At 45.1% G+C, this 23,349-nt stretch carries 25 protein-coding genes and 1 pseudogene; 21 read left to right on the forward strand and 5 right to left on the reverse strand.

Features of this window, described 5'->3' with window-relative positions; translation table 11 throughout:
• Positions 1 to 150: 150 nt before the first annotated feature.
• From JGK11_RS00685 to JGK11_RS00755, 16 genes and pseudogenes are all read left to right on the forward strand, one after another.
• Positions 151 to 900 carry a CPBP family intramembrane glutamic endopeptidase gene (locus JGK11_RS00685; protein WP_293190297.1) on the forward strand — a complete coding sequence of 250 codons (750 nt, stop codon included), beginning with the start codon at positions 151 to 153 and terminating at the stop codon, positions 898 to 900.
• Between the two features lie 614 nt (positions 901 to 1,514).
• Positions 1,515 to 1,799, forward strand: a pseudogene (locus tag JGK11_RS32780) (transposase); the annotation flags it as partial.
• Positions 1,800 to 2,125: 326 nt separating this feature from the next.
• Positions 2,126 to 2,551: a YciI family protein gene (locus tag JGK11_RS00690; RefSeq protein ID WP_293176353.1), complete on the forward strand. Its 426-nt coding sequence runs from the start codon at positions 2,126 to 2,128 to the stop codon at positions 2,549 to 2,551.
• A gap of 70 nt (positions 2,552 to 2,621) precedes the next feature.
• Entirely contained in the window at positions 2,622 to 3,044 is a 423-nt protein-coding gene (locus JGK11_RS00695) for a VOC family protein (RefSeq protein WP_293205884.1), read from the forward strand.
• 61 nt (positions 3,045 to 3,105) lie between these two features.
• Positions 3,106 to 3,588: a VOC family protein gene (locus JGK11_RS00700; protein WP_293210214.1), complete on the forward strand. Its 483-nt coding sequence runs from the start codon at positions 3,106 to 3,108 to the stop codon at positions 3,586 to 3,588.
• 56 nt (positions 3,589 to 3,644) lie between these two features.
• Positions 3,645 to 4,049 carry a VOC family protein gene (locus JGK11_RS00705; protein WP_293210216.1) on the forward strand — a complete coding sequence of 135 codons (405 nt, stop codon included), beginning with the start codon at positions 3,645 to 3,647 and terminating at the stop codon, positions 4,047 to 4,049.
• Positions 4,050 to 4,121: 72 nt separating this feature from the next.
• Positions 4,122 to 4,613 (forward strand): GNAT family N-acetyltransferase, encoded by a 492-nt coding sequence (locus JGK11_RS00710; protein WP_293210218.1) that lies wholly within the window; start codon positions 4,122 to 4,124, stop codon positions 4,611 to 4,613.
• 95 nt (positions 4,614 to 4,708) lie between these two features.
• Positions 4,709 to 5,095: a VOC family protein gene (locus tag JGK11_RS00715; protein WP_293205882.1), complete on the forward strand. Its 387-nt coding sequence runs from the start codon at positions 4,709 to 4,711 to the stop codon at positions 5,093 to 5,095.
• A 41-nt stretch (positions 5,096 to 5,136) separates the two neighbouring features.
• Complete coding sequence (locus tag JGK11_RS00720; RefSeq protein ID WP_293176364.1) at positions 5,137 to 5,655, forward strand: GNAT family N-acetyltransferase; 519 nt, start codon at positions 5,137 to 5,139, stop codon at positions 5,653 to 5,655.
• A 43-nt stretch (positions 5,656 to 5,698) separates the two neighbouring features.
• Positions 5,699 to 6,232 carry a dihydrofolate reductase family protein gene (locus JGK11_RS00725; RefSeq protein ID WP_293176366.1) on the forward strand — a complete coding sequence of 178 codons (534 nt, stop codon included), beginning with the start codon at positions 5,699 to 5,701 and terminating at the stop codon, positions 6,230 to 6,232.
• A gap of 156 nt (positions 6,233 to 6,388) precedes the next feature.
• A complete protein-coding gene (locus tag JGK11_RS00730) occupies positions 6,389 to 6,592 on the forward strand; it encodes a hypothetical protein (protein WP_293210220.1) in 204 nt (67 codons plus the stop codon).
• A gap of 754 nt (positions 6,593 to 7,346) precedes the next feature.
• Entirely contained in the window at positions 7,347 to 8,456 is a 1,110-nt protein-coding gene (locus JGK11_RS00735; RefSeq protein WP_293176368.1) for a phosphotransferase, read from the forward strand.
• Positions 8,457 to 8,564: 108 nt separating this feature from the next.
• Positions 8,565 to 8,987 (forward strand): hypothetical protein, encoded by a 423-nt coding sequence (locus tag JGK11_RS00740; RefSeq protein ID WP_293176370.1) that lies wholly within the window; start codon positions 8,565 to 8,567, stop codon positions 8,985 to 8,987.
• 245 nt (positions 8,988 to 9,232) lie between these two features.
• Positions 9,233 to 10,090 carry a hypothetical protein gene (locus tag JGK11_RS00745; RefSeq protein ID WP_293176372.1) on the forward strand — a complete coding sequence of 286 codons (858 nt, stop codon included), beginning with the start codon at positions 9,233 to 9,235 and terminating at the stop codon, positions 10,088 to 10,090.
• A 466-nt stretch (positions 10,091 to 10,556) separates the two neighbouring features.
• The gene (locus tag JGK11_RS00750) at positions 10,557 to 11,639 is read left to right on the forward strand and encodes a transposase (RefSeq protein ID WP_293176376.1); all 1,083 of its coding nucleotides are present in this window, start codon (positions 10,557 to 10,559) and stop codon (positions 11,637 to 11,639) included.
• 188 nt (positions 11,640 to 11,827) lie between these two features.
• Complete coding sequence (locus tag JGK11_RS00755; RefSeq protein WP_293176534.1) at positions 11,828 to 12,229, forward strand: GNAT family N-acetyltransferase; 402 nt, start codon at positions 11,828 to 11,830, stop codon at positions 12,227 to 12,229.
• A gap of 236 nt (positions 12,230 to 12,465) precedes the next feature.
• Here JGK11_RS00755 and JGK11_RS00760 read toward each other — a convergent pair whose 3' ends face one another.
• From JGK11_RS00760 to JGK11_RS00770, 3 genes are read right to left on the reverse strand one after another with little or no spacing between them, the layout of a single operon-like run.
• Positions 12,466 to 13,197 (reverse strand): WecB/TagA/CpsF family glycosyltransferase, encoded by a 732-nt coding sequence (locus JGK11_RS00760; protein WP_293176378.1) that lies wholly within the window; start codon positions 13,195 to 13,197, stop codon positions 12,466 to 12,468.
• A gap of 36 nt (positions 13,198 to 13,233) precedes the next feature.
• Positions 13,234 to 13,464, reverse strand: coding sequence for a hypothetical protein (locus JGK11_RS00765; protein ID WP_293190301.1), 231 nt, complete (start codon positions 13,462 to 13,464; stop codon positions 13,234 to 13,236).
• A 15-nt stretch (positions 13,465 to 13,479) separates the two neighbouring features.
• Complete coding sequence (locus tag JGK11_RS00770) at positions 13,480 to 13,617, reverse strand: hypothetical protein (protein WP_293176380.1); 138 nt, start codon at positions 13,615 to 13,617, stop codon at positions 13,480 to 13,482.
• A 111-nt stretch (positions 13,618 to 13,728) separates the two neighbouring features.
• Here JGK11_RS00770 and JGK11_RS00775 point away from each other — a divergent pair, with 111 nt between their 5' ends.
• Positions 13,729 to 16,938 carry a glycoside hydrolase family 15 protein gene (locus JGK11_RS00775; RefSeq protein WP_293176382.1) on the forward strand — a complete coding sequence of 1,070 codons (3,210 nt, stop codon included), beginning with the start codon at positions 13,729 to 13,731 and terminating at the stop codon, positions 16,936 to 16,938.
• A gap of 104 nt (positions 16,939 to 17,042) precedes the next feature.
• On the opposite strand, the gene hisB is transcribed toward JGK11_RS00775, so the two are convergent.
• Both hisB and fabI read right to left on the reverse strand, forming a co-directional pair.
• Positions 17,043 to 17,705: an imidazoleglycerol-phosphate dehydratase HisB gene (hisB, locus tag JGK11_RS00780; RefSeq protein ID WP_325314964.1), complete on the reverse strand. Its 663-nt coding sequence runs from the start codon at positions 17,703 to 17,705 to the stop codon at positions 17,043 to 17,045.
• A gap of 147 nt (positions 17,706 to 17,852) precedes the next feature.
• Positions 17,853 to 18,629: an enoyl-ACP reductase FabI gene (gene fabI, locus JGK11_RS00785; protein ID WP_293130545.1), complete on the reverse strand. Its 777-nt coding sequence runs from the start codon at positions 18,627 to 18,629 to the stop codon at positions 17,853 to 17,855.
• A 317-nt stretch (positions 18,630 to 18,946) separates the two neighbouring features.
• On the opposite strand from fabI, the gene ntcA reads away from it, so the two are divergent.
• From ntcA to JGK11_RS00805, 4 genes are all read left to right on the forward strand, one after another.
• Entirely contained in the window at positions 18,947 to 19,612 is a 666-nt protein-coding gene (ntcA, locus tag JGK11_RS00790; RefSeq protein ID WP_293145473.1) for a global nitrogen regulator NtcA, read from the forward strand.
• A 77-nt stretch (positions 19,613 to 19,689) separates the two neighbouring features.
• Complete coding sequence (locus JGK11_RS00795) at positions 19,690 to 21,378, forward strand: DUF3084 domain-containing protein (RefSeq protein ID WP_293210222.1); 1,689 nt, start codon at positions 19,690 to 19,692, stop codon at positions 21,376 to 21,378.
• Positions 21,379 to 21,514: 136 nt separating this feature from the next.
• Positions 21,515 to 21,661 carry a hypothetical protein gene (locus JGK11_RS00800; RefSeq protein ID WP_293210224.1) on the forward strand — a complete coding sequence of 49 codons (147 nt, stop codon included), beginning with the start codon at positions 21,515 to 21,517 and terminating at the stop codon, positions 21,659 to 21,661.
• 80 nt (positions 21,662 to 21,741) lie between these two features.
• Complete coding sequence (locus JGK11_RS00805) at positions 21,742 to 22,860, forward strand: formylglycine-generating enzyme family protein (protein WP_293210226.1); 1,119 nt, start codon at positions 21,742 to 21,744, stop codon at positions 22,858 to 22,860.
• Positions 22,861 to 23,349: the final 489 nt, after the last annotated feature.

The following is a 23,349-nucleotide window of genomic DNA, read 5'->3' on the forward strand; positions in this document are numbered from 1 at the left end:
AATACTAATTGATCAGTTGGGGTGCAAAGTTTGGCTGCATCTGATAGGTACATCAGTTATACAGAGAACCTTTGATAGGATCGTGATTAAAGATTAGAGTGTTGGCTCTCAGTATTGAATTTAGCTGTAATTGGAGGAACTATGATGTCAATGAGATTATTTACAATTTTGTGGCTAACAGGCATGGTAGGCATCGTTTCTCTTTGGTGGATGAAATTACCTATTCCTGAGGATGAAGAACTTCAGATGCCGCTCTGGGGAATCAAATTGATTTCTTTGATTCAACCAACCTTTCTTTTGTCTATTACTGTCTTGATTGGTGTTGTACTAGCTCATAAAGTTGGATTATCCGCACCTCTGGCTGAGGCAGTGTCTAATCGAACTTCAATTAGTTTGGCTATTCAGCCCCAAGTGCTTCCAGGAATTATTGGAGGCTTGATCGGAGTTATTGGATTAACTTTTATTCAGTTTTGTGCTAAAGTTTTTCTACCTTCTGATTTTATTACGAAGGCTGAAACTCTATCAAGCAACACCCCATTTTTGACTCGTATTCTGTATGGAGGTATTACCGAAGAATTATTGCTCAGATGGGGAATAATGACGCTTTTAGTATGGATAGGTTGGCGTATTTTTTCAAAAGGGCAGGGTGTGCCTTCCATATTCTGCTTTGTATCGGCGATCGCCCTTTCAGCATTTCTCTTTGGGCTGGGTCATTTACCCCTTGCCTTCGTACTAGGAACACAAGTCACTCCTTCAGTCATTACCTATGTGATTGTGGGTAATTCATTTTTTGGCATCATTGCAGGCTATCTGTACTGGCGTAAAGGTCTTGAAGCGGCAATGATTTCTCATATGTTGGTTCATGTTGTTATGGTTACATTTACCCGTTTAGCCCGATGATACAAGAATGGAATGTTTTCATTGACAACTCACTGTAAATGTTAGCCCCATTCGGTAGTACAATAATCCCAATGCACCAGATTGACACAAAGTTCTTAGTTGAGGATTCGAGGCAATCGGCAACTGGTGATTAGGAACGCCATCGTACAGCAAGCTCTTGGTGCTGGAAGCATAAGGAGAATTTTAGTGTTAAAATTTGCTGGGAAAGTCGGTCGAGGTAGAATCGTTTTATGCTTGCTCAATCCATCCTAGAAACAACCAGATTGATTTTGCGCCCCCTATCTCTTGCAGATGCGCCATCGCTCCAAAGTGTGGCAAGCGTTCGTGAGATTGCCGATACTATGATTTCTATTCCTCATTATAAATTAAAATCTTACCTCAAAGTTCCAAGACCCCAAAGTAATAAGGTGAACGAAGTTGCACAGACAAACTTCAAAAAAAACTGTGGGAGATTATCAAAGTAATGATTAAATATTTCGGAACAGGACAGCCTGTAAGGATATGGTGTCAGGACGAGAGTAGATTTGGATTGATTACTATGCAGGGCAAGATGATTACATTGAAGGGGATAAAACCCATCGGCAAAAAGCAATCTTTAGCGAGAAAACTTCTATCTTTATGGAGTTGTAGAACCATCAACAGGTGAACAATATTATCAAGAATTTTCTCAGCTCAATCACAACTGCTTTCAAGAGTTTTTAAATGGATTTGCTGAAAAATATTCAGAGAGTTTCAATCTAATTATCATGGATAATGGTAGCTTTCATAAAGCTCTCTTGTTAGACTGGCATGACCATGTGATGCCAATATATTTACCTGCCTATAGTCCTGAATTGAATCCGATTGAAAGATTGTGGGAACAAAAAAAGACCTCAAGTTGGCAAATTATTCGAGTTTAGAGAAACTCAAAGAACAGGTAGATATAATTATCAAATCTCTCACGAATGAAGAAGTCTTATCTCTCTGTAGTTGGGACTATATCCTTGAAGCTATATTAAGTGCAGGTTCATAGTGAATTGGTATTACACAGGGCAACAACGGAGGCAAATAGACATCTGGTAAAAAGAAATTAGGCGAGGAGCGAGCGATCGCACTTGCTCGGATCCGGGTGAAGCATTTGGACATAAAATCAAGGGTTTTAGGCATAAATTGTCGCCCTCGGCGTACGCCCTACATTTATCAAACAGATGTCTCTTCAAGATCGTAACCTGACGAGCAAAATTTTTTGGCGAGGTGTCGATTTGAGCGATCGTCCTTCGACTTACTGATACAGGGAAACAACCGAGACAAACCAATGAAATATTTGCTGCTGATTTACATGGAAGAAAACGCCATGAACCAGACCGATCGCGAACATTGTTATGGAGAATCCACACAGCTTGCACAAGAACTCCATGCAAAAGGGCAGTTTTTGTCGGCAGCCCCGCTGCACCCTGTAGCGACGGCGACTAGCGTCCGGGTGCGCGACGGCAAACAGTTTGTTACCGATGGCCCGTTTGCAGAAACTCGCGAACAACTCGGCGGGTTCTTCCTGGTTGATGCCCAGGATCTCGACGAGGCGATCGCGATCGCCGCCCGCATTCCAGGGGCGCGCGCCGGCACGATCGAAATCAGACCAGTAATTGAGGTCGCGGGATTACCTAAGAATTAGCTTTTGCACTTCTTAAAGACAATTTGAGTGCAAAAGATAACGCCTAAAACTCAACAAACAGGAGCAAGCCATGCAACTCAATCCTTATCTCTTTTTCAACGGTAACTGCGAGGCAGCTTTCAAGTTTTACGAGCAATGTTTTGGGGGCAAAATCGTCACAATGCTCACTAACGCGGATGCGCCAACTGCGGAACCAAAACCCTGTGAATTATCTACTGATTGGCTTGACAAAATTATGCACGCGTGTATGGAATTCGGAGCGTATCGCTTGATGGGTTCTGATTGTCCGCCTAAGTTTTTTGAAGAAACCAAAGGCTTTTCTGTACAAATCGCGATCGACGATCCAACAGAGGCGGAACGTATCTTTCACGCCCTCGCTGAAAATGGCACAGTGAAGATGCCATTCGGGCAAACTTTTTGGGCTTTTCGGTTTGGAATGCTCGTCGATCAGTTCGGTATACCGTGGATGGTGAATTGCGAGAAAGCTGCCTAAATCAAAGAGAGGCTTAACTGTTTCCGTCACTTCCGCCACTAGAACGATTAGTAGAAACACCATGCAAAACAGTCAAAAAATCACACCATGCCTCTGGTTTAACTTTAATGCCGAAGAGGCTGTCAATTACTACCTGAGCATTTTCAAGAACAGTAAGATTTTGGAAGTTTCGCACTACGGCGATGCCATACCCGAACACAAAGGCAAAGTGCTTACCCTGCTGTTTGAAATTGAAGGGCAGCAGTTTCAGGCACTCAACGGTGGGCCACAATTCCCATTCACTGAAGCCATTTCTCTCAGTGTGGACTGCGAGACACAAGAAGAAGTTGACACGCTGTGGAGCCAGTTGTCCGCAGGTGGAAGTGAAAGTCAGTGCGGCTGGCTCAAAGACAAGTTCGGGCTATCTTGGCAAATCGTACCGCGATCGCTCACAGAAATGCTGAAGGACAAGGATGCCGACAAGGCGACGCGCGTGATGCAAGCCCTGTTCGCAATGAGCAAGATTGATGTTGCTCGCTTGCAGCAAGCCTACAACCAGCAATAGCCAACAACGCAACAACTACCATTTACTTTCCCATAAAACAACAAAAGGAGAAGACCGTGGCTACTAAAATTTTCGTCAATCTTCCCGTAAAAAAGCTCGATCGATCTATTGACTTTTTTACTAAACTCGGCTTCACCTTCAATCCTCAGTTTACTGACGAGACAGCCACTTGCATGATTGTCAGCGACGACATATTCGTCATGCTTTTGACTTACGAAAAGTTCAAGACTTTTACGCCCAAAGCAATTTGTGATGCCACCAAAAGCACAGAAGTGCTGGTGTGTTTATCTACTGAGAGTCGAAAAGAAGTTGATGAAATGGTTGAGGGGGCGATCGCCGCTGGCGGAACAACCTATAATGAACCACAAGACCACGGCTTTATGTATGCCCATGGATTTCAAGACTTAGATGGTCACATTTGGGAACTTGTCTACATGGAACCAAGCGCAGTAAACCAATAGTCACTGCGTTCACAATGGAAGAAAGATTGCGATCGCCATTACAAATGTAATACACTGGTTACAACCTTTGAGATGATGATGCAAATGCGGATTGAACCTTACGACGCTCAACAACTGGATGCAATCATTCGCCTTTCTCTTCGGGCATGGACTCCGGTATTTGATTCGATTCAGAAAGCGATGGATCTGGATGTCTACCAGAGTTTCTATCCCGATGGTTGGCGCGTCAGCCAGCAAGAGGCTGTCGAAGGTGTCTGCGCTGCGGAGGATACAAATGTCTGGGTTGCTATTGATGCAGGTTCCACCGTGGGCTTTGTCGCCGTGAAACTCGATTCGGAAAGCAGCATGGGTGAAATTTACATGATCGCTGTCGATCCAGACTTTCAAGGTCGTGGCATTGGCTCCGCTCTGACAGAATTCGCTGTAAATTGGATGAAAGATGCGGGGATGTCTGTTGCAATGGTCGAAACCGGAGGCGATCCAGGTCATGCCGCAGCACGTCGCACCTATGAAAAGGCGGGTTTCGGGCTGTTACCGATCGCCAGATACTTCAAAAAGCTGTAGATTTGTCGATCGGGTGGAACGTTATTGTCATTGAACTCGTCGATCTGGTTACTTCTTCACAAGATAAATAAGCGATAATATAGTAGGAAAAATTGATGATTGACCATACTGGCATTAACATTAGTAATTTCGAGAAAAGCAAAGATTTTTACACCAAAGCCTTAGCCCCGCTTGGTTATCAATTGCTGAAAGAGTTTGATGCTTCTGTGACTGGTTCTATATCTCTGGCAGGTTTTGGAATAGACGGAAAGCCCGATTTCTGGATTACACAGGGAGAGGTAAATACCCCTAGAATTCATATTGCTTTCCGCGCAGAAACTCATGAGATGGTTCAGGCTTTTTACACAGCAGCGCTAGCAGCAGGGGGGCGAGACAATGGTACTCCGGGTTTGCGAACTCACTATCATCCTGATTATTATGGTGCTTTTGTTTTAGATCCAGATGGACATAATATGGAAGCAGTATGTCATTTTCCTGTTTAACATTAATCAAGGCAGTGAAAATAAAATTTCAAAAGTAATGAATGATGATAAACCTCCGCTCCGCCACCTCCGCTGATTTAGCTCTACTGCGACATTGGGATGAGCAACCTCATGTGGTTAATGCAGATCCTAACGATGATTGGGGTTGGGAAATAGAACTCGATCGCACTCCCGACTGGAGGGAGCAATTAATTGCTGAAATTGATGGCCGGGCGATCGGATTTATTCAGATTATCGATCCAGCACTTGAGGATAGTCACTACTGGGGCGATTGCGAACCGAATCTACGTGCGATCGACATTTGGATTGGAGAAGAGACAGATTTGGGCAAAGGCTATGGCACACAAATGATGCAGCTTGCACTGACTCGATGTTTCGCCGACTCTGCTGTGACGGCTGTACTCATCGATCCACTGGCCAGCAATACCCGTGCCCACCGCTTCTACGAACGTCTTGGCTTTCAATTTGTTGAACCGCGACAGTTTGGTGACGATGACTGTTTTGTTTATCGCCTGAACCGGGCAGATTGGCACCCCAGTAATGAGAATAACGCTCAATGACTTGTTCGTTGCACAAGCATCGCCCTGGAAAGGAGGTTAATCAATGACAAAAATCGTACTTTATATTGCAACCAGTCTGGACGGTTATATTGCTCGTAAAGACGGCAGTATTGATTGGCTTACAGCTTTTGAGACGGACGAAACTGACCACGGGTATGGTGAGTTTTATCGATCGATCGATGGATTGGCGATGGGACGCAAAACCTACGAACAGGTGTTGAGCTTTGGCGAGTGGCCCCATCCCGGCAAGCCATCCTACGTTTTTACCCAGCAAAGCCGATCGCCCGATCGCGATGATGTGTTATTTACCTCCGCAACGCCCGATCGATTTCTGCACGAAATGGAGTTGCAAGGACTCAAACGAATTTGGCTAGTTGGAGGTGCAGAATTAATCGCCTCATTCCTCCAATGTCAACTGATTGATGAATATATTCTGTCGATCGCACCTATCATGTTAGGCGAAGGAATTCCCTTATTCTTGCCATCTCCCATGGAGATGAAATTAAAGTTAATAGAAGTACAGAAGTATCCGACCGAGTTAGTTCAAGTAAGATACACCAAATATAAAAGTAAATAAAAAATACAGACAAAGGAAGCTTTCACATGAGCAAAGTTCGCATTTAATTCTGCTGAGGAATCAGTACAGGTTTTATTTATCGAGTGATGTCTAGCTTTAAAATGATTAGAGGCGTACCAATTGCATCGGGATAGCGACGGTTAACAACAACTTTGAATGCCAACTCAATTTGAGTCTGAGGAAAGTTTTGTGAAACCCATGCTGGCGAAAAATTGTATTAAGCAGACGATGGCGACAGTCCTAATAATGAATGTAATTGTTGGCAATCCGTTTCAGCAACAAACAATCTCAGATGTACCAGATAGGAATCTCCTCAGAATACAGTCTTATCGTCAGTCAGTTTTCCTGTTCTTGAATTAGTACAGGTCAAGGGAATTTTCAAGGTCAAAATTCATTCTTTATTGTAGAATATCTTTGAGCAAACTCCACAGCAGCAATCGGGTGGGCTCAAAGCCTCTGTCCACAACCAGAAGTTTGATGAAAGCCGACGAACTCCCGCGATTGCTATCAGTCAAGCCCCTCTCTATCCCAGGGCTGATTTATTCTAATATCAATTTACGATTTAAATCTGGACAAAGCTTTTAGTAGCAAGGAAAACAGGAGTTTTTAATAATTTGCTAAGCCTGCTACAGAAAGATCTACCCAACGCCTCATAACATAAGGGTTAGAGAGATTGGAAAATTTTAGAAGGAATCAGCCCTGCTCTCTATCCCAATCTCCTGCTGCTTCAAAAGCAGAGTTTGCCTAATATCGATAGGGACTGTTGACATTTGGTAAAATCCCCATGTATTGTTAACGGAAAATTAGTACCCCGTGAGGACGGTGATTATGTCTATTCAGGCGATCGTCTCAATTGAGACTGATTACCAGGAATATTTGGTGAGGTCAGACAGGAAAATGTCAGTGATGCAACCGCATCAAAATCTCGCAATCGAATCGGATTTGCAGCGGTATGGTTAACGGCTTGAAAACACTCAGGCTGTTATGAGTTTCCTTGGGCGCTGCCCTACAGCTTGCTTGGAACAATTGAGATCAATGGTAATGGCGCCGACAAAGTTATTGTCAAACGTGCTCTGAGTATGAAGGCACTAGCTTTGAGTTCTAGGAATACAGAATGGTCAACTCAATCGCATTTTCAGGGGTGAAGGGTACGGTTGTCAAAGTTGTTTTCCAGGAATGTAAATTCGTTGAGGATTTTATGCCAAACTCTACTTTGAAATCATCGATCCCAGAAGCAAAACTCGAAGCAGTTGAAACAGCAATTCAAACTGCTTTTAATACCAGAAATGTCGAAAGTATCCAGCTTCTAACTGGAGGGTTCTCCTCAGCGCTGGTTTATAAAATTACCGTGAATGGTAAAGCTTATGTATTAAGGCTGATTATGCAGATCGATCCGCTCAGCGATCCCGTTCGGCAATATGCTTGCATGAATTTGGCCGCAGAAGCTGGCATTTCACCACAGGTTTATTATTTCAGCACGGAAGATGCTTTAGCAATTACCGACTTTATCGAAGCTGTACCTTTGTCGAAATATGTTGGCTCGCGAGATGATTTGCTGGCAGAATTCGCAAAAATGATTGAATCGATTCATGCTACCTCGCTTTTTCCAAAATTCGTGAATTTCATGGATGGCATTGACGGTTTTATTCAGGAGTTTAAGGCTTCAAAAGTATTGCCAGAAACTGCAACAGCAGAAGTTTTCAAATATTACTCAGAAATCCAGATGGTTTATCCGCGTCACGATCGCGATTTAGTCTCAAGTCACAACGATTTGAACCCACACAATATTCTTTTTGATGGCAATAAATTCTGGGTTATTGATTGGGAGGGAGCCTTTGGGAGCGATCGCTATGTGGATTTGGCGATCCTTGCCAATAGCTTTGTCACCACCGAAAAGCAGGAAAACATCTATCTAAAGGCATACTTCGGTGACGCACTGGATGACTGCAAGCGCGATCGCTTGTTCCTGATGCAGCAAGTTTGTCACATTTTCTACGCGCTACCGTTTATGAAGTTTGCTGCGGCGTTGCGTCCCCCCAATTTCGTCCATGACAGCAGCATGGATACGCCTGGTTACAGACAATTTTGCTGGCAACTTGGGGCTGGTGAAGTTTCGCTTAATTCCTATGAAGGAAAACTATTGTTTGGAAAAGTCTTGTTGAACGAGGCTTTGCACAATATGAAAACAGCGCGATTTGTAAGAGCGATCGAGCAAATGGCATAATAAGATATGATGTTCGCAACCTAACTCTGTGAATTCAGATTCCATCTCTTGAGAGCAAAACAGTTCCATAGATCGCGATTAAGGGGTAGCACATTGATTTCCACAGCAATGCAAAATCAAGAAATCACAGATTTTGGAATCAAACTGATTGCAACGGTGAATGGGATTGCAGCCTTACTGCACTTGGGTTTCTGGATATTTGCTTTCCTGCGGCTGCCCCGTCCATCGGTTGTCGAGACAGAAGCAGAACGTGTTGACCTAATCGTGACTTACGGGTTGGGAGTTGCGGATCTTTTATGGTCTGTACCTCTGTTGATTGTGGGTTGTTTTTGGCTTTACAATGGCAGGGAAATTGGTTGGCTAGCGGCACAAATGGCAAACGTGCTTTATTGGTACTCTTTTACGTTCATTCTGATCCGCGAACTGAATGCTAAGTCTATTCGTTTTGGCACCCTGCTATTTTCGCCGTTTGCTATGTTCTCGCTGTGGGCGGCCTGGTATCTATGGCAGGTTCGCACCATGTTTTATTAACCAGAAAATAGATTAGATTAATAGTGCAGAAAAAGTTCTAGCTGGATGATTCTGAAGCAAAACTACTGGTTGGAAAAGTCTTGTTGAACGAGGCTTTGCACAATATGAAAACAGCGCGATTTGTAAGAGCGATCGAGCAAATGGCTCGATAAAATCTACGCTTTAGTCATGACATTCAGGGAAATTGCCTGCGTTTAGTAAGCGGGATAGTTAGATATAAATTCCACCTTTTTGCCGATCGTTGAATGAAACATACCGCAATTGATATGCCGCGCATTCCCACCGCGCCGAGTTCAATTCAGAAGGGAGTTCCTCTGAAGCATCTGCTTGGGTCAGAAGCAGTTGATTGTTTGGCACACAATATCTTGCTCGCGTACCCGCAATTTGATGAAAAATCGTTTCGTCAGGTTGCGTTAGATGGATTGGATTCGCTTGAACTTATGGAACGCGGCCGACATCTGGCATTAGCACTCCGTCAATGTTTGCCTGATAAATATGCGACAGCTATTGAGATACTTGTGGCTTCTTTGACACCGCCACTAACTCAAACAGATGGACTAAAACTGGCAGTATTTTTTTATCTTCCTCATATTTGTTTCATTGCTAAGTATGGTATAGAACTAAAAGATAATGATGGACAAGATCCGTTTGAAATATCCATGCTTGCCCAATACGAACTTACCAAACGGTTTAGTGCGGAGTTTTCCATACGACCGTTTCTAATTCAACAACAATATCGCACCCTTTCGCAACTGCTTGATTGGACATCGGATCCAGACCCCCATGTCCGTCGTCTTTGTTCTGAAGGTACGCGATCCAGACTTCCTTGGGGAACGCGAATCCCCGCTTTCATCGCCAACCCAGCCCCCGTATTCCCAATCCTTGATGCCCTGAAGGACGATCGCAGCCTTTACGTGCGTCGCAGTGTCGCCAACAATCTGGGCGATATTGCCAAAGACCACCCCGAACAGGTATTTGCAATTTGCGATCGTTGGCTAAACGGTGCCTCTAATGAAGTCAAATGGCTCATCCGCCATGCTCTTCGGTACCCAGCAAAAAAAGGAAATAAAACCGCTCTCCAACTTAGAGTCGCAGCTAAATAACGAAAATCACTTTAATAAACCTCTCCTAAAAAGATTCTGGAGGCCTTGCTATATGACGATTTTAAAATACAATAAAAATAAAAGTGTTTTTGTTGCGTAAGTCATATTTGAATTAAATTTCCAATCAAATATCGATCGAGAAGGCAGAACCATGATTGAGACGACTAATCTGCAACTACTCCCCGTCGAACGGATACACATCAAGGCTTTTTTGAGCAGTAAAAGCGAGCTGGCAGAACTTTTGCAAGTCACAGTACCTAATAACTGGCCGCAGTTCCCTCACCGAAAACGAGCGGGAAGCCCCGGGCTACCGACATGGGGAGGAACGCGGCTGCGACTTATTTAGTCGCCTACATCTTTTTTGAGAATAAATCTTTTCATAGTCGCCTACAAAATGTTTTTTATTGGCAAAATCCCACCTTAAATAAGATTGCTATGCTAATCTAATAATCAGGAGGAAATAGAAATGTTTGGATGTCAACAAAATCTCATTAGTCCCGATAATAATCTCAAAGCAATTCTAGAATTCCTGTGCAGTGAGTCATCAAAATTGACGAATTGCGGAATTTATTATGCTCGACAGATGTACTTCAAGACTGGTAAAATACCGACGAGGGCAGAGTTACACAAAGTGTTAGGCACGGAGAATCAAAATCTGCATTACAAGGCATTCTATTCGGACACGGCACAGCAGATTTTAACTACTGTCGCCGAGTCTTTTAAATCCTATATTGGACTTCTAGAAGGCATCAAAAAAGGGACGGTAACTCAAAGACCTAGATTACCTAATTATCGACAAGGTGGTCTAGCTTTGGTGACTTATACAGGTCGCTCCGTTCGACTTAAAGACGGACTTTTGAGATTTCCGCTGGGTACTAAAGTTAAAGCCTGGTTCGGATTGGATGCTTTTTATCTACCTTGGCCTACAAACTTAGACGACAAAGCAATCAGAGAATATCGAATCCTACCTAGAAACGGCTGCTTCTATTTGGAATTAGTCTACAAAACGGCAGATATCCAAGCAGATGTAGACCCATCTAAAGCTTTGATGATCGACCACGGAATGAACAACTGGCTAACTTGTGTTAGTAATATAGGAACTAGCTTGATCGTTGATGGGTTACATTTGAAGTCGCTCAATCAAGGATACAATAAGCGTGTTGCTTTTTTGATGTCAGGGAAGGCAAATGGTTATTGGTCAAAACGACTGGCGCGTTTGACAGAAAATCGCAATCGGACGATGCGAGATGCTATTAATAAAGCAGCTCGAAAAGTGATAAATCATTGCTTAAGCAACAATCTTGGTACTGTTATATTTGGTTGGAATGCTGGCATGAAGAATGCTATTAATCTTGGCTCTCAAACCAATCAGAATTTTGTGCAAATTCCGACGGGTAGACTCAAGAATAGAATTGCTAAACTGTGTGAAGAATACGGGATTAAGTTTGTAGAAACGGAAGAGTCGTATACTTCCAAGGCTTCATTTATTGACCTTGATTTGCTACCTAAATTCTGCGAAAAACTTTCGTGGGTGGCAACCTTGTGGTAAACGAGTTAAGCGCGGATTGTATCGTACTCTTGAAGGTTTGTTGATTAATGCAGACTGCAATGGGGCAGCGAATATTGGTCGAAAAGTAGCGGCAACCTTGGGGATAAGTCTCAAGGGAGTCAGTAGAGGTGCTTTGATAACGCCTTTGAAAGTCCCTTTGTGGTCTTAGTCAAGAATCCCCCTGATTCATCAGTGGGGAGTATCAAGCATTTTCCCTCCCTGAGGATGAATCCTTACCGCTTTCTAATGGTTGGAATGGATATTTGTTTATTCACCCGCAACAGGCAGTGCTTGTGGGTAATGGAGGTTTCAAAGGTGAACCAAATGAGTCGGGCATTGTAGAAATTGGTTATGAAATAGCTGCCGAATACTGGAATCGCGGATTGGCAACTGAGGCAGTACAGGGGCTAATTGACTATGCTTTCGATCGCGAGGAAGTGCGAGCAGTCAACGCTCATACTCTGGGTGAAGCTAATGCTTCCAATCGGGTACTACAGAAGGTGGGGATGCGGTTTGTGTCCGATGTTGTTCATTCTCAATTAGGTACAATCTGGCTCTGGCAGATCGATCGAGATTCTGCCAATCGTTGATGGAATTGATGAGGATTTTTGTAGCAAGGTCAACAGGTGCGATCGATCGCCCGCAATGACTCGCCAGTTGTTTCGAGCATCCGCTTTAACACTCGCTGCATCACCTGTGCTTCATCATCATGTAGAATATGCTGGATCTGTCAAATAAATTAACCACAATTATTGTAGAGACGGGTTCGCGGGCGATCGCAAATATCAGCAATAACACCCGCAAACCGGATTTGATTGGGAACTTTCTAAGCTCGCAAATCGCCTAAAGCTTTCAAGGCAAATTGTGGCAAAGCCAACATCCTGCGCCAGCGCCAAGGTTCTTGATAAAGCCGGTACAACCATTCTAAATGATTGTCGCAAAACCACGCCGGTGCGCGGTCTTTTGTTCCAGCCCAAATATCAAAACTGCCGCCAACTCCCACCCAAATTGACTGCGGACAAAGGTGGCGGTGTTCGGCAATCCAAAACTCTTGGCGCGGCACTCCTAAGCCGACAAAAATAATTTTTGGCTGTATTTGTTTGAGGCTTTCACAGAATTCTGTTTCTTCCTCAGCAGAAAGATAGCCGTGTTGAGCAGAAATAGACAATCGATTAACTTTTTGCTGCCAACTTTCCGCCGCCTTCGCCGTGACTCCGGGTGCACCTCCAAAGAAAAATATTGGTTCGGAATTCGGCAATTTTCCGGCCTGTTGCAGCAGCGATTCTGCTAGTTCAATCCCCGGAAACCGCTGTGCCGATTTGCCGCGCATTCGCAAATACAGCACTACTCCAGAACCGTCGGGTATCACGAGCTCGGCAGAGCGAATTACATCGGCTAAAGCCGGGTTTTGTTCGGCTTGCATTGCCATTTCAGCATTCAGCGTCACGACGTGAGTCCCTAACCCTTGATGCAGGCGCTCTATCAGCCAACCTGCATAATCGTCTAATATGTGAACTGGTAGTCCCAGGACTGAGAATTGCGGGCGCGATCGATCCATATTTCTTTACTTTGAGATTCCTACATACCTAGTTGTTTAAATTAGCTTAGTTTGGCGATCGCCGCACTTGCCACTTCTGGACGCCAAAAATCCGGTTGGTGCCGAAAATAGGGGAAAATTAAGGGTGAGAGCTTTTCTCTGAGTGCGATCGCACTTTTGCTTGCTGGTATAGCGGTTCTCTCGCTTGCTGTGAGGTACCCGCCAGTTAATTACCAATGCCCCAAATGCCCAATCTAAAATATAAAATCTAAAATCTAAAATTTCCACCTGTGCGATCGCCCGTTAGCGTTCAATTTTCTTAACAGAGCCGTCAGCGTACCATTCCATCGGCACGAGTTCAATTTTACCATTAATTTTCACTGTAGAGTAGACAATCTTTACGAAAGCAACGCTGTTGTTATTGTTGTTGCGGCTAGACATGGCAAATACCTTGTTATGTTTGTAGAACTTGAGAAATGATAGAAACTCTGATATATTTAAAAGTCTATTCACCGCAATTCGGCTCGCATCAGGAAAACTAAGGAAAACGAAATGGCGATCGCAACAACCCAGCGGCAAACCCGGTTAGATTATTACTACCAGCAAATCAAAAACGTCATCCTCAAACGCCAGAACCCAATAACCGGTTTGCTGCCGGCGAGTACGGCTGTTAACGCCCACGGCGACTACACCGATGCCTGGGTGCGCGATAACGTGTACAGCATTTTGGCAGTGTGGGGTTTGGGTTTAGCTTACCGCAAAATTGATGGCGATCGCGGCAGAACATTTGAACTCGAACACAGCACAGTCAAACTAATGCGCGGCTTGATGTTTGCGATGATGCAGCAAGCAAACAAAGTCGAACGTTTTAAAAATACTCAATTGCCCCTAGATGCCCTGCACGCCAAATACAATACTCAAACCGGAAACATTGTTGTCGGCGATGACGAGTGGGGACATTTGCAGTTAGATGCTACCTCTATCTTTTTGTTAATTCTTGCTCAAATGACGGCTTCGGGATTGCATATAGTTTTTACAATCGATGAAGTCAATTTCGTCCAAAATTTAGTTTACTACATTGGCAGAGCTTACCGCACTCCCGATTACGGAATTTGGGAAAGAGGTCATAAAATTAATCGCGGCAATGCCGAATTAAATGCCAGTTCTGTTGGCATGGCAAAAGCAGCGCTGGAAGCAATCAATGGATTGGATTTGTTTGGAGTTAACGGTTCTCAAGCATCGGTAATTCACGTTTTGCCGGATGAAATTGCCAGAAGCCGCATCACTTTAGAATCGCTTTTGCCTCGCGAATCTAGTTCAAAAGAAGTAGATGCTGCTTTATTGAGCGTGATTAGTTTTCCTGCTTTTGCTGTGGAAGACAAAGAATTAGTAGCACGGACTCGCAATAAAATTATTGACAAATTACAGGGAAATTACGGCTGCAAGCGGTTTCTGCGGGACGGACACCAAACAGTTTTAGAAGATGCCGATCGCCTGCATTACGAACCGACAGAATTAAAGCAGTTCGATAGTATAGAATGCGAGTGGCCGCTATTTTTCACTTATCTGCTCTTGGACGGCATATTTGAGGGAAACCAAGCCCAAGTCGAAGAGTACCAGGAGCGTTTGGCATCTCTGGCAGTCGATCGCGCTGGTTTACCTTTACTACCAGAATTGTACTATGTCCCTGCCGTAAATATAGAAGCCGAAAAATTAAATCCCCGCAGCCAGCAGCGCTTACCCAATGAAAATGTTCCCCTAGTTTGGGCGCAAAGTTTGTATTTTCTCGGTCAATTGCTGAACGAGAAATTAATTGCAGTGGGGGATATCGACCCGCTAGGAAGGCATCTGTCAGTCGGCCAGCAAAGAGAACCTTTAGTGCAAATTGCCCTGTTAGCTGAAGACGAAGATTTGCAAGCAGAATTAGCCGCTAACGGCATAGCAGCCCAAACGCCCAAGCAGGTAGCACCAATTCAAGTCCGCCAAACTAAGGAATTATCCGCTATTTACGCGGAGATTGGACGCAACGATCCGCTAGGCTTAACCGGGCGCCCCGTGCGCCGTTTGCGGAGTTTGACGACTTCCCGGGTGTTCAAAATTCGCGGAGAGGCGATCGTATTTCTCCCCTCATTTTTGGACAGAGAAGAATTTTACCTAACCCTAGACTACCATTTTCTAGTATCTAAAATCCAAAGTGAAATCGCTCACATTCACCGCCACTGGTATCAGTTAGGACGCCCCACAGTAACGCTGATGTTAACTCATGCGATGCTGGAAACCGGCCGGGAAGCATTGTTAGACTTGATGAAAGAACTCCGGGACGGACACTGCAAAAACACGCCAGTTAAACTCGGGAATCTCAACCAGTTAATGCTGACTGCGGGTACGGAAAGAATTGATTTCATGCACGATTTTGAATTCACCGAATCTCCGGTAACAGGTGCAATAGAAACCCGCAGCTATCTCGGTTACAATCCCGAAAAAACTTGGCCTTTGGGTCACACGCAAGAATTCAAACTAGAGTGCGAAACTAATACTAAATTGCTGCTCGCTAGCCTGCGCGGTTCAGAGAACTTGTACGAACAAATAGAGCTGCTGCACACATTGATTCGACTAAAAGGACTAAATTTCGATACAGGATTTGGAGGCGCCGAAGCAACAGTAAAAGTTGTGGATTTGCTCAACGAAGTTTATACAAAAGCTGGAGAAAGTTCGCAGTCAAAAATCCAATGGGCAGTCATCCGCCATGCTGCTGGATTGCTGGACAAGGTTGATATCAGCTTGTCGGATGCGGTGACAGACATTTTGGTCAGGCAAAAACAAATTGCTGTGGGGAAAGCCTACAGCGAAGATTCGGTGATTTCGCGGCCTGGTTCTTACATGGAAGTGATGGACAAAATCCGCCAATTCTGCGGAGAAGATGTTCGCGATCGAGTTCTCACCCAAGAAGTTATTATCTATCTCAGCGTCCTAATTAAAGCCGAACCGCAGTTATTTAAAGGTCTGCTGACACTGAGAGTTAGCTACTTTATTTTGTTGTTAACCAGCGAATTAGCCCGCGAATTGGGAGTTACGCAAAACGAAGCTTACGAACATTTAATGCAGCTAAGTCCCTTTGAAATCAAAAATCGCCTGCGCCAAGTTTTGACAGAATACGAGGAAATGAATCAAATCCTCAAAGAGCAAGAATCCCTGCGCGTCAAACAGCCGGAAAAAGATATTGAATGGGTAGTCGCGCCTGTTTTTGAAGAACCACAAATGCCTGCGGGAGGATGGCGTCGCAAGCGGCAAATGGAAGGTGCAGTCAATCGCGTACCGAAAGATTTTTATCCGAGTGTTTGGGGATTACTGCGGCACTGTAAAGGCTTGATTATTGGCGACAAATTAGAGCGCCGAAATCGGTTAGATAGCGATGTTATTTTATCGGAAATGACGCCGGGTGAAAAGAATTTTGCGCTGCAAATCGAGCATTTGCTGAACAAGATTGTGGCACCGGAATATCGACAAGTAAATATTGAGGCGCTGATGGAGTTGGCTGCGATCGCCCAGCGGAATCCAGAATTGAAAGTAGAAGAATACATTGTTTTAGATGTATTAGTCGGTCACGCGGTGCGGCTGAATTGGCAAGGAAAACACCCGGAAAGAGCGGACAGGTATGATGAAGATAAGGCGGCGGCGTGGCAAGGTTTTTACAATACTTCGCCCTACGTTTGTGCGAGTCACGTCCTCGATGCTTTCCGATTCTTGACGACGTTTGGATAGGTAGTAGGGTGTTGTGAATTTAAATTGCATATTCGGGGTGGTGCTGCGAAGCCCACCCCACTAATTGTTTGATTGTTTTTTGGGACGCAGTTACTACCCCTAAACTACAAAACTCCTTTAGAGCTCGGAATCCGACTGGCGCGCCGAGGATCGATCGCCACCGCCATCCGCAGAGCCCGCGCAAATGCCTTAAACGCGGCTTCGACAATGTGATGAGAATTCCCGCCCTGCAACTGTCTGACGTGCAGTGTCATTTGAGTGTGGTTCACCACCGCAGCAAAAAACTCTCTCACTAACTCGGTGTCGTAACTACCGATGCGCTGGGTGGGAATTTCCAAGTTGTAACTTAAATGAGGCCTTCCCGAAAAATCTAGCACTACTTCAATTAATGCTTCATCCAGCGGGGCGATGAAGTGTCCGAAACGAGAAATGCCCGATCGATCTCCGACAGCTTTTGCTAGGGTTTGACCTAAGGTAATGCCCACATCTTCGTTCGTGTGATGGTCGTCGATCGCCAAATCGCCGATCGCCTGCACGTCCAAATCAATCAATCCGTGAGAAGAAATCTGCTGCAACATATGGTCTAAAAACGGAATTCCTGTAGACGCCTTGCAAGTTCCCGAACCGTCGAGATTGAGGCTGACAGTGACATCCGTTTCGAGTGTTGTGCGCTTCACCAAGGCGGCCCTGGCGATCGTGTTACTAGAAATTGGAGGAGGTACAGGCGGGCGATCGATTATTTCCATAATTCGCAATTGGTCATTCATTAGAATTAATTAGTAATTTGGGATTAACACTTTTGTAGCGAACAAAAGACAGTTATTGACAGTTGACTGTTTGCAAATCTTGCTGTCAACTGTCTAAAAACTTCGCTGTCAACTGTCAACTGTCAACTGTCAACTGTTTAAAAGCTGTTACATTCCCATGATTTCGTAACCGGCATCGACATACAAAACTTGACCCGTAATCCCGCTAGATAGATTGCTGCACAGAAAAGCCGCAGCATTTCCCACTTCCTGCTGAGTTACCGTCCGCCGCAGCGGTGCCACTTCCTCAACGTGGTGGATCATGTCCAGAATGCCGCCAACTGCTGACGAAGCCAAAGTCCGAATCGGGCCCGAAGAAATGGCATTTACCCGAATATTTAACGGACCGAGTTCCGCCGCCAGATACCGAACATTCATTTCCAAAGCAGCCTTAGCAATTCCCATGACATTATAATTAGGAACTACCCGCACACCGCCCAAATAAGTTAGCGTGATAATACTGCCGCCTTCGGCCATCAGCGGTTTAGCAGCAGCACAAAGCCGCACCAGCGAGTAAGCGCTAATATCCAAAGCATTGGAGAAGCCTTGACGCGAGGTGTTGCTGAAATCTCCGGAAAGTTCGTCTTTGCCGGCAAAAGCCAGACAGTGAACTAGGACATCTAACTTGCCCCACTTGTCGGCGATGGTTTTAAAAGTAGACTCGATTTCGCTTTCGTCTTGGACATTGCAGGGCAGATACAGACTGGGATTGAGCGGTTCCACGAGTTCAGCGACTTTGCGCTCGTGCTTGCCTTTTTCGTCCTTCAAATAAGTTATGCCGAGATTAGCCCCAGCTTTGTGGAGCTGCTGGGCGATGCCCCAGGCGATCGAGCGATTGTTGGCAATGCCCGTAACAAGAGCATTTTTTCCGGTCAAATCTATCATCTGTATTTTTTTAAGAAGCAACTAGCACCGTTCTCATTGGCTGTATGCGACAACCCCGCCAGTTTAGACACAACCGATTCAGATTTAACTGATTCAGACACAATTGAGACACAATTGATATTAATTTTGCTGTGGAGCTAGATGGGGCGGAATTGAAAAAGTTAAGAGAAGGGCTAGATTTAATCATACAGCGTGTGCTTACCTTAACATTAGATGACAGTAACAGAATCCCTAGAGATTGGAGGTTGGGCAGTATATTTACTCAATAAGGTTAATCGACAAGTTACAAAGTATTGATTAGTACAAAGGATCTCGTCGTGACACATGATAGACCGCTAGCAGCCGTGTTCCGCCAAATCAGCGGCGGGGCGTTTCCGCCCATTGTCGAAAACTTTGAACGGGGCAAGACAATTTTTTTCCCTGGAGATCCGGCTGAGCGCGTCTACGTTCTCATTAAAGGCGCTGTGAAGCTCTCCAGGGTGTACGAAGCAGGGGAAGAAATTACAGTCGCCCTCCTGCGCGAAAACAGCGTATTTGGGGTGCTGTCTCTGATTACGGGACACAGATCGGATAGGTTTTACCACGCGGTAGCCTTTACACCGGTGGAATTGATCTCGCTGCCGATCGAACAAGTCGAGAAAGCGCTCAAGGAAGACCCGGAATTGTCGATGGTGATGCTCCGGGGACTCTCTTCTCGGATTTTGCAAACCGAGATGATGATCGAAACGCTGGCACACCGAGATATGGGTTCGAGACTCGTCAGCTTTTTGCTGATTCTATGCCGGGATTTTGGGGTGCCGAGTACGGATGGGATTACGATTGATTTGAAGCTGTCCCATCAGGCGATCGCCGAGGCGATCGGCTCGACGCGGGTAACTGTGACTCGTTTGCTGGGGGATCTCAGACAAGAAACAATGATCTCGATCCACAAGAAAAAGATCACAGTTCACAATCCGGTGGCCTTAAGCCAGCAATTCACTTGATGCCGAGAAATTATACGATTTTGGATTTTGGATTCTTTCTTCAATCCAAAATCCACAATCTAAAATAAGAAATCGGAATGACTGCTGGATACATCTTAATATTTGTAATGTTAGTGTTGGGCGGCGTGATCGCTACTGTTAGCGATCGCCTTGGGACGAAAGTCGGCAAGGCCAGATTGAGTTTGTTCAAACTGCGCCCCCGCGATACCGCTGTTGTAGTGACAGTGATGGCCGGCAGCATCCTGTCAGCCATTACTCTGGGCATTTTATTTGCTACCAGCAAGCCGCTGCGAACCGGAGTTTTTAGCATAGACGAGATTCAAAAAAGACTCAACAACGCCCGCAGAGAAATCAAACAAGCCACTCAAGAGAAAAATCGAGTTGAAACTGAATTAGCTCAAGCTTTGGCGGCTCAATCCCAAGCTAAAGCCAATTTAGAGCAAATTAATCAATCGCTCCAAGCAGCTAATGCCGAGCAAGCTAAGACGCAAACAAAATTAAATTCGCTGCGGGCCCAACTTAACAGCGTGCAAGCAGCCAAGTCTAAAACTGAACAGCAGTTAAGTCAGGTAGAAGCGGCTAAATCGCAAACGGAAGAACAGCTTGCTACTGTGGAAGCGGCTAAATCTCAGACAGAAGAACAATTGAAATTGGTGGAAACGGCGCGATCGACTACCAGAGTTCAGCTCGATCGCACTGAGAATCAATTGAAGACTGTTTCAGGGCAAAAAACGACTTTGAGCTCGGAAATCGCCCAACTGCAAGCGGAACGCCAACAGTTAATCGAGCAGCGAGAGCAGGTTAAAACTCAAATTGCTCAGCGGGACAAGGAAATTGCCCAGCGAGAGGCAGAAATTACAAAACGAAATGTGGCAATTGTCGATCGCAACAAGCTAATTGCTGAGCGAGACAAGGAAATTGCCCAGCGTGCGGAAAATCTCGCCCAGCGCGATCGCATAATTGTCGAGAGGGACAAGGTAATTGCCGAGAGGGAAGCACTTTTAGAAACCCTGGGACAGCAACAAGCTCAACTCGAACAGCAACAAACTTTATTGCAGCAGCAAATGCAAGTTTTGGAACGCGATTTTCAAGCCATCCGCGAGGGAACAGTTGCGATCAGGCGCGGTCAAATTTTAGCTGCTGGTGTTGTTAGCATCAAAGAAGCGGGTACGGAAAGCCGCGCGATCGATCGACTGTTGCAAGAAGCAAATAAAACCACCGTCGAACTGATGCAGCCGGAAAATAATAAGGTTAGAGAGCAGGTTATTCAAATTACTAAAGCGGAAATCGATCAATTAATCAGTCAGATCAAAGACGGTAAAGACTACGTGGTGCGGATTGTAGCCGGCGCTAATTACCTGCGACAAGAAAAGGTAATTAAGGTATTTGCAGAAGCCGAAATCAATCGAGTGGTGTTCCGGGCTGGAGATGTGATTGCAGGGGTTGCTGTCGATCCGGTAACTTTACCTGACGAACAGGTGCGACAACAGTTGCAGCAATTGATCGAAGCTTGTCAATTTCGCGCTCGGTTAATTGGTGTTGTCGGCGGTAGAGTCCAAGTTGCGGACAATCGGATTGAAACTTTGGGCGGTTTTGTCGATCGACTGCAACAATACGATAAACCGCTGGAAGTTCGGGCGATCGCCGCGGATGTCACTTACATCGCCGGGCCGCTGAAAATAGATTTAGTTGCTCTGTCAAACGGAGTCGTGGTTTTCCGCACCGGACAACAAGATCCAGGTAGGGGAGATTTGAAACTTAGATAAGAAGTGCGATCGATCTATCGAATTTGATGAAATATTTTGGGCGATCGAACCGCAATTTTGCTTGACATTTTCGCGCCATTGACATATCATTAAATCATGGGAATCCGTGTCGCCATATATATAGCAATCGTAGGGTATGTCGCCACCAAAAATCTGGAAGCACCACCAACAATCTCACAGCGACGCACCGCACCCAATTAGTAGGGTGTGTCGCCACCAAAAATCTGGAAGCACCACCAATAATCTCACAGCGACGCACCGCACCGCTAAGAGAGCAAAGTAGAAAAACTAAGAATCGAACCCTGAGATATTGGCATCACAAAACAAAATTTTGCTCAATTAAAATGCAGGAGTTCAGGCGTAATGTCAGAAAATCAAAATGAACCCAGAGAATACGATGCCGTCCGTGGCGGTCAAAATTCAATTCCTGTCAATGCTGCGGTACTCGGAGGCATAGCCGGTGTTAAAAGCCGATTAGCCTCACCCATTGTCTCCGTTAGAATCGCCGCACTCTCCGAAGCACTCAAATATGGAGAAGCCGGATTAGATTTGATAATTCAAGCATTGCACGATGAATCAATGCAGGTGCAATTAGCTGCCTATTTACTGCTGAAAGCTCGATCGGACTTAAAGATTAAACCTCAATTTCAAAACTATCTCTCTATATTTGATGTAATCACAGTCGATGCGTCTGGAAAAGAAAACAGTCGGAGAAAGTCATGGACTCATTACTTCAGAGAAGACTTAGGTAATGGAGTTGTACTAGAAATGGTTTACATTCCTGGCGGCACATTTATGATGGGTTCGCCAGCAACAGAATCAGCTAGGCTCGATAACGAACGTCCGCAGCATCAAGTAACAGTACCGACTTTTTATGTAGGAAAATACCCCATCACCCAAGCACAGTGGCAAGCAGTGATGGGAAATATTCCATCGTTCTTTAGGGGTGAAAAAAGTCCTGTAGAAAGTGTAAACTGGCATGATGCTGTAGAATTCTGCCGGAAACTTTCTGAAAAAACAGGCAAGATTTATCGCTTACTTTCGGAATCTGAATGGGAATATGCTTGTCGCGCCGGAACTACAACACCTTTCTATTTTGGCGAGACAATTACCACAGATTTAGCTAATTATGATGGGAATTATCCCTTTGGTGGTGAACCGAAGGGACTTAATCGCGCACACACAATGGATGTGGGGAGTTTTCCTCCGAATCCCTTTGGACTTTATGATATGCACGGTGAGGTTTGGGAATGGTGCAGCGATAAGTGGCCCAGTAACGATGACGGCGCACCGACTGACGGAAGTTCTTCGGAAACTGGAACAAGTGATTACCGGGTGCTGCGTGGGGGTTCGTGTTGGTACCGTGCGGTCCATTGCCGTGCTGCAAGCCGCTACTTCCGCTCTGCGGGCAACTCGTACTTGGACGGGGGTTTTCGTGTTGCGGTTGCTTTGGCTGTCCCTTCCTCCCCGTCTTCCCTGTGAGGACTCTTCTCTACTCTTTAGATAGTAGGGTGCGTCGCCATCTACAATTTGCAAATCACATCGACAATCTCACAGCGACGCACGGCCCGCACAAGGGCGAGAGCAACCGAGTTTTTGCGCGGGGTGAAAGAAACCGGGTTTTTTCGATAAATCAAAACTGGGAAGCAAATATTGTGGCAAAAACCCGGTTTCTGATTGTTGCGGGGGTGAAAGAAACCGGGTTTTTTAGATAAATTAAAACTGGGAAGCAAATATTGTGGCAAAAACCCGGTTTCTGATTGTTGCGGGGGGTCAAAGAAACCGGGTTTTTTCGATAAATTAAAACTGGGAAGCAAATATTGTGGCAAAAACCCGGTTTCTGATTTTAGGCATTATATGGCCGCACGGATTACCATGATGATATAATATGTCAATCCTGCCAAAAAGTCAAGTAAAATAAGTGCGATCGCCCGCAAAGATTTAGAGACATTCAGAAATGCAAGTATCAGA

It is taken from the genome of Microcoleus sp. PH2017_34_RAT_O_A (assembly GCF_020737885.1).
GTDB lineage: Bacteria > Cyanobacteriota > Cyanobacteriia > Cyanobacteriales > Microcoleaceae > Microcoleus.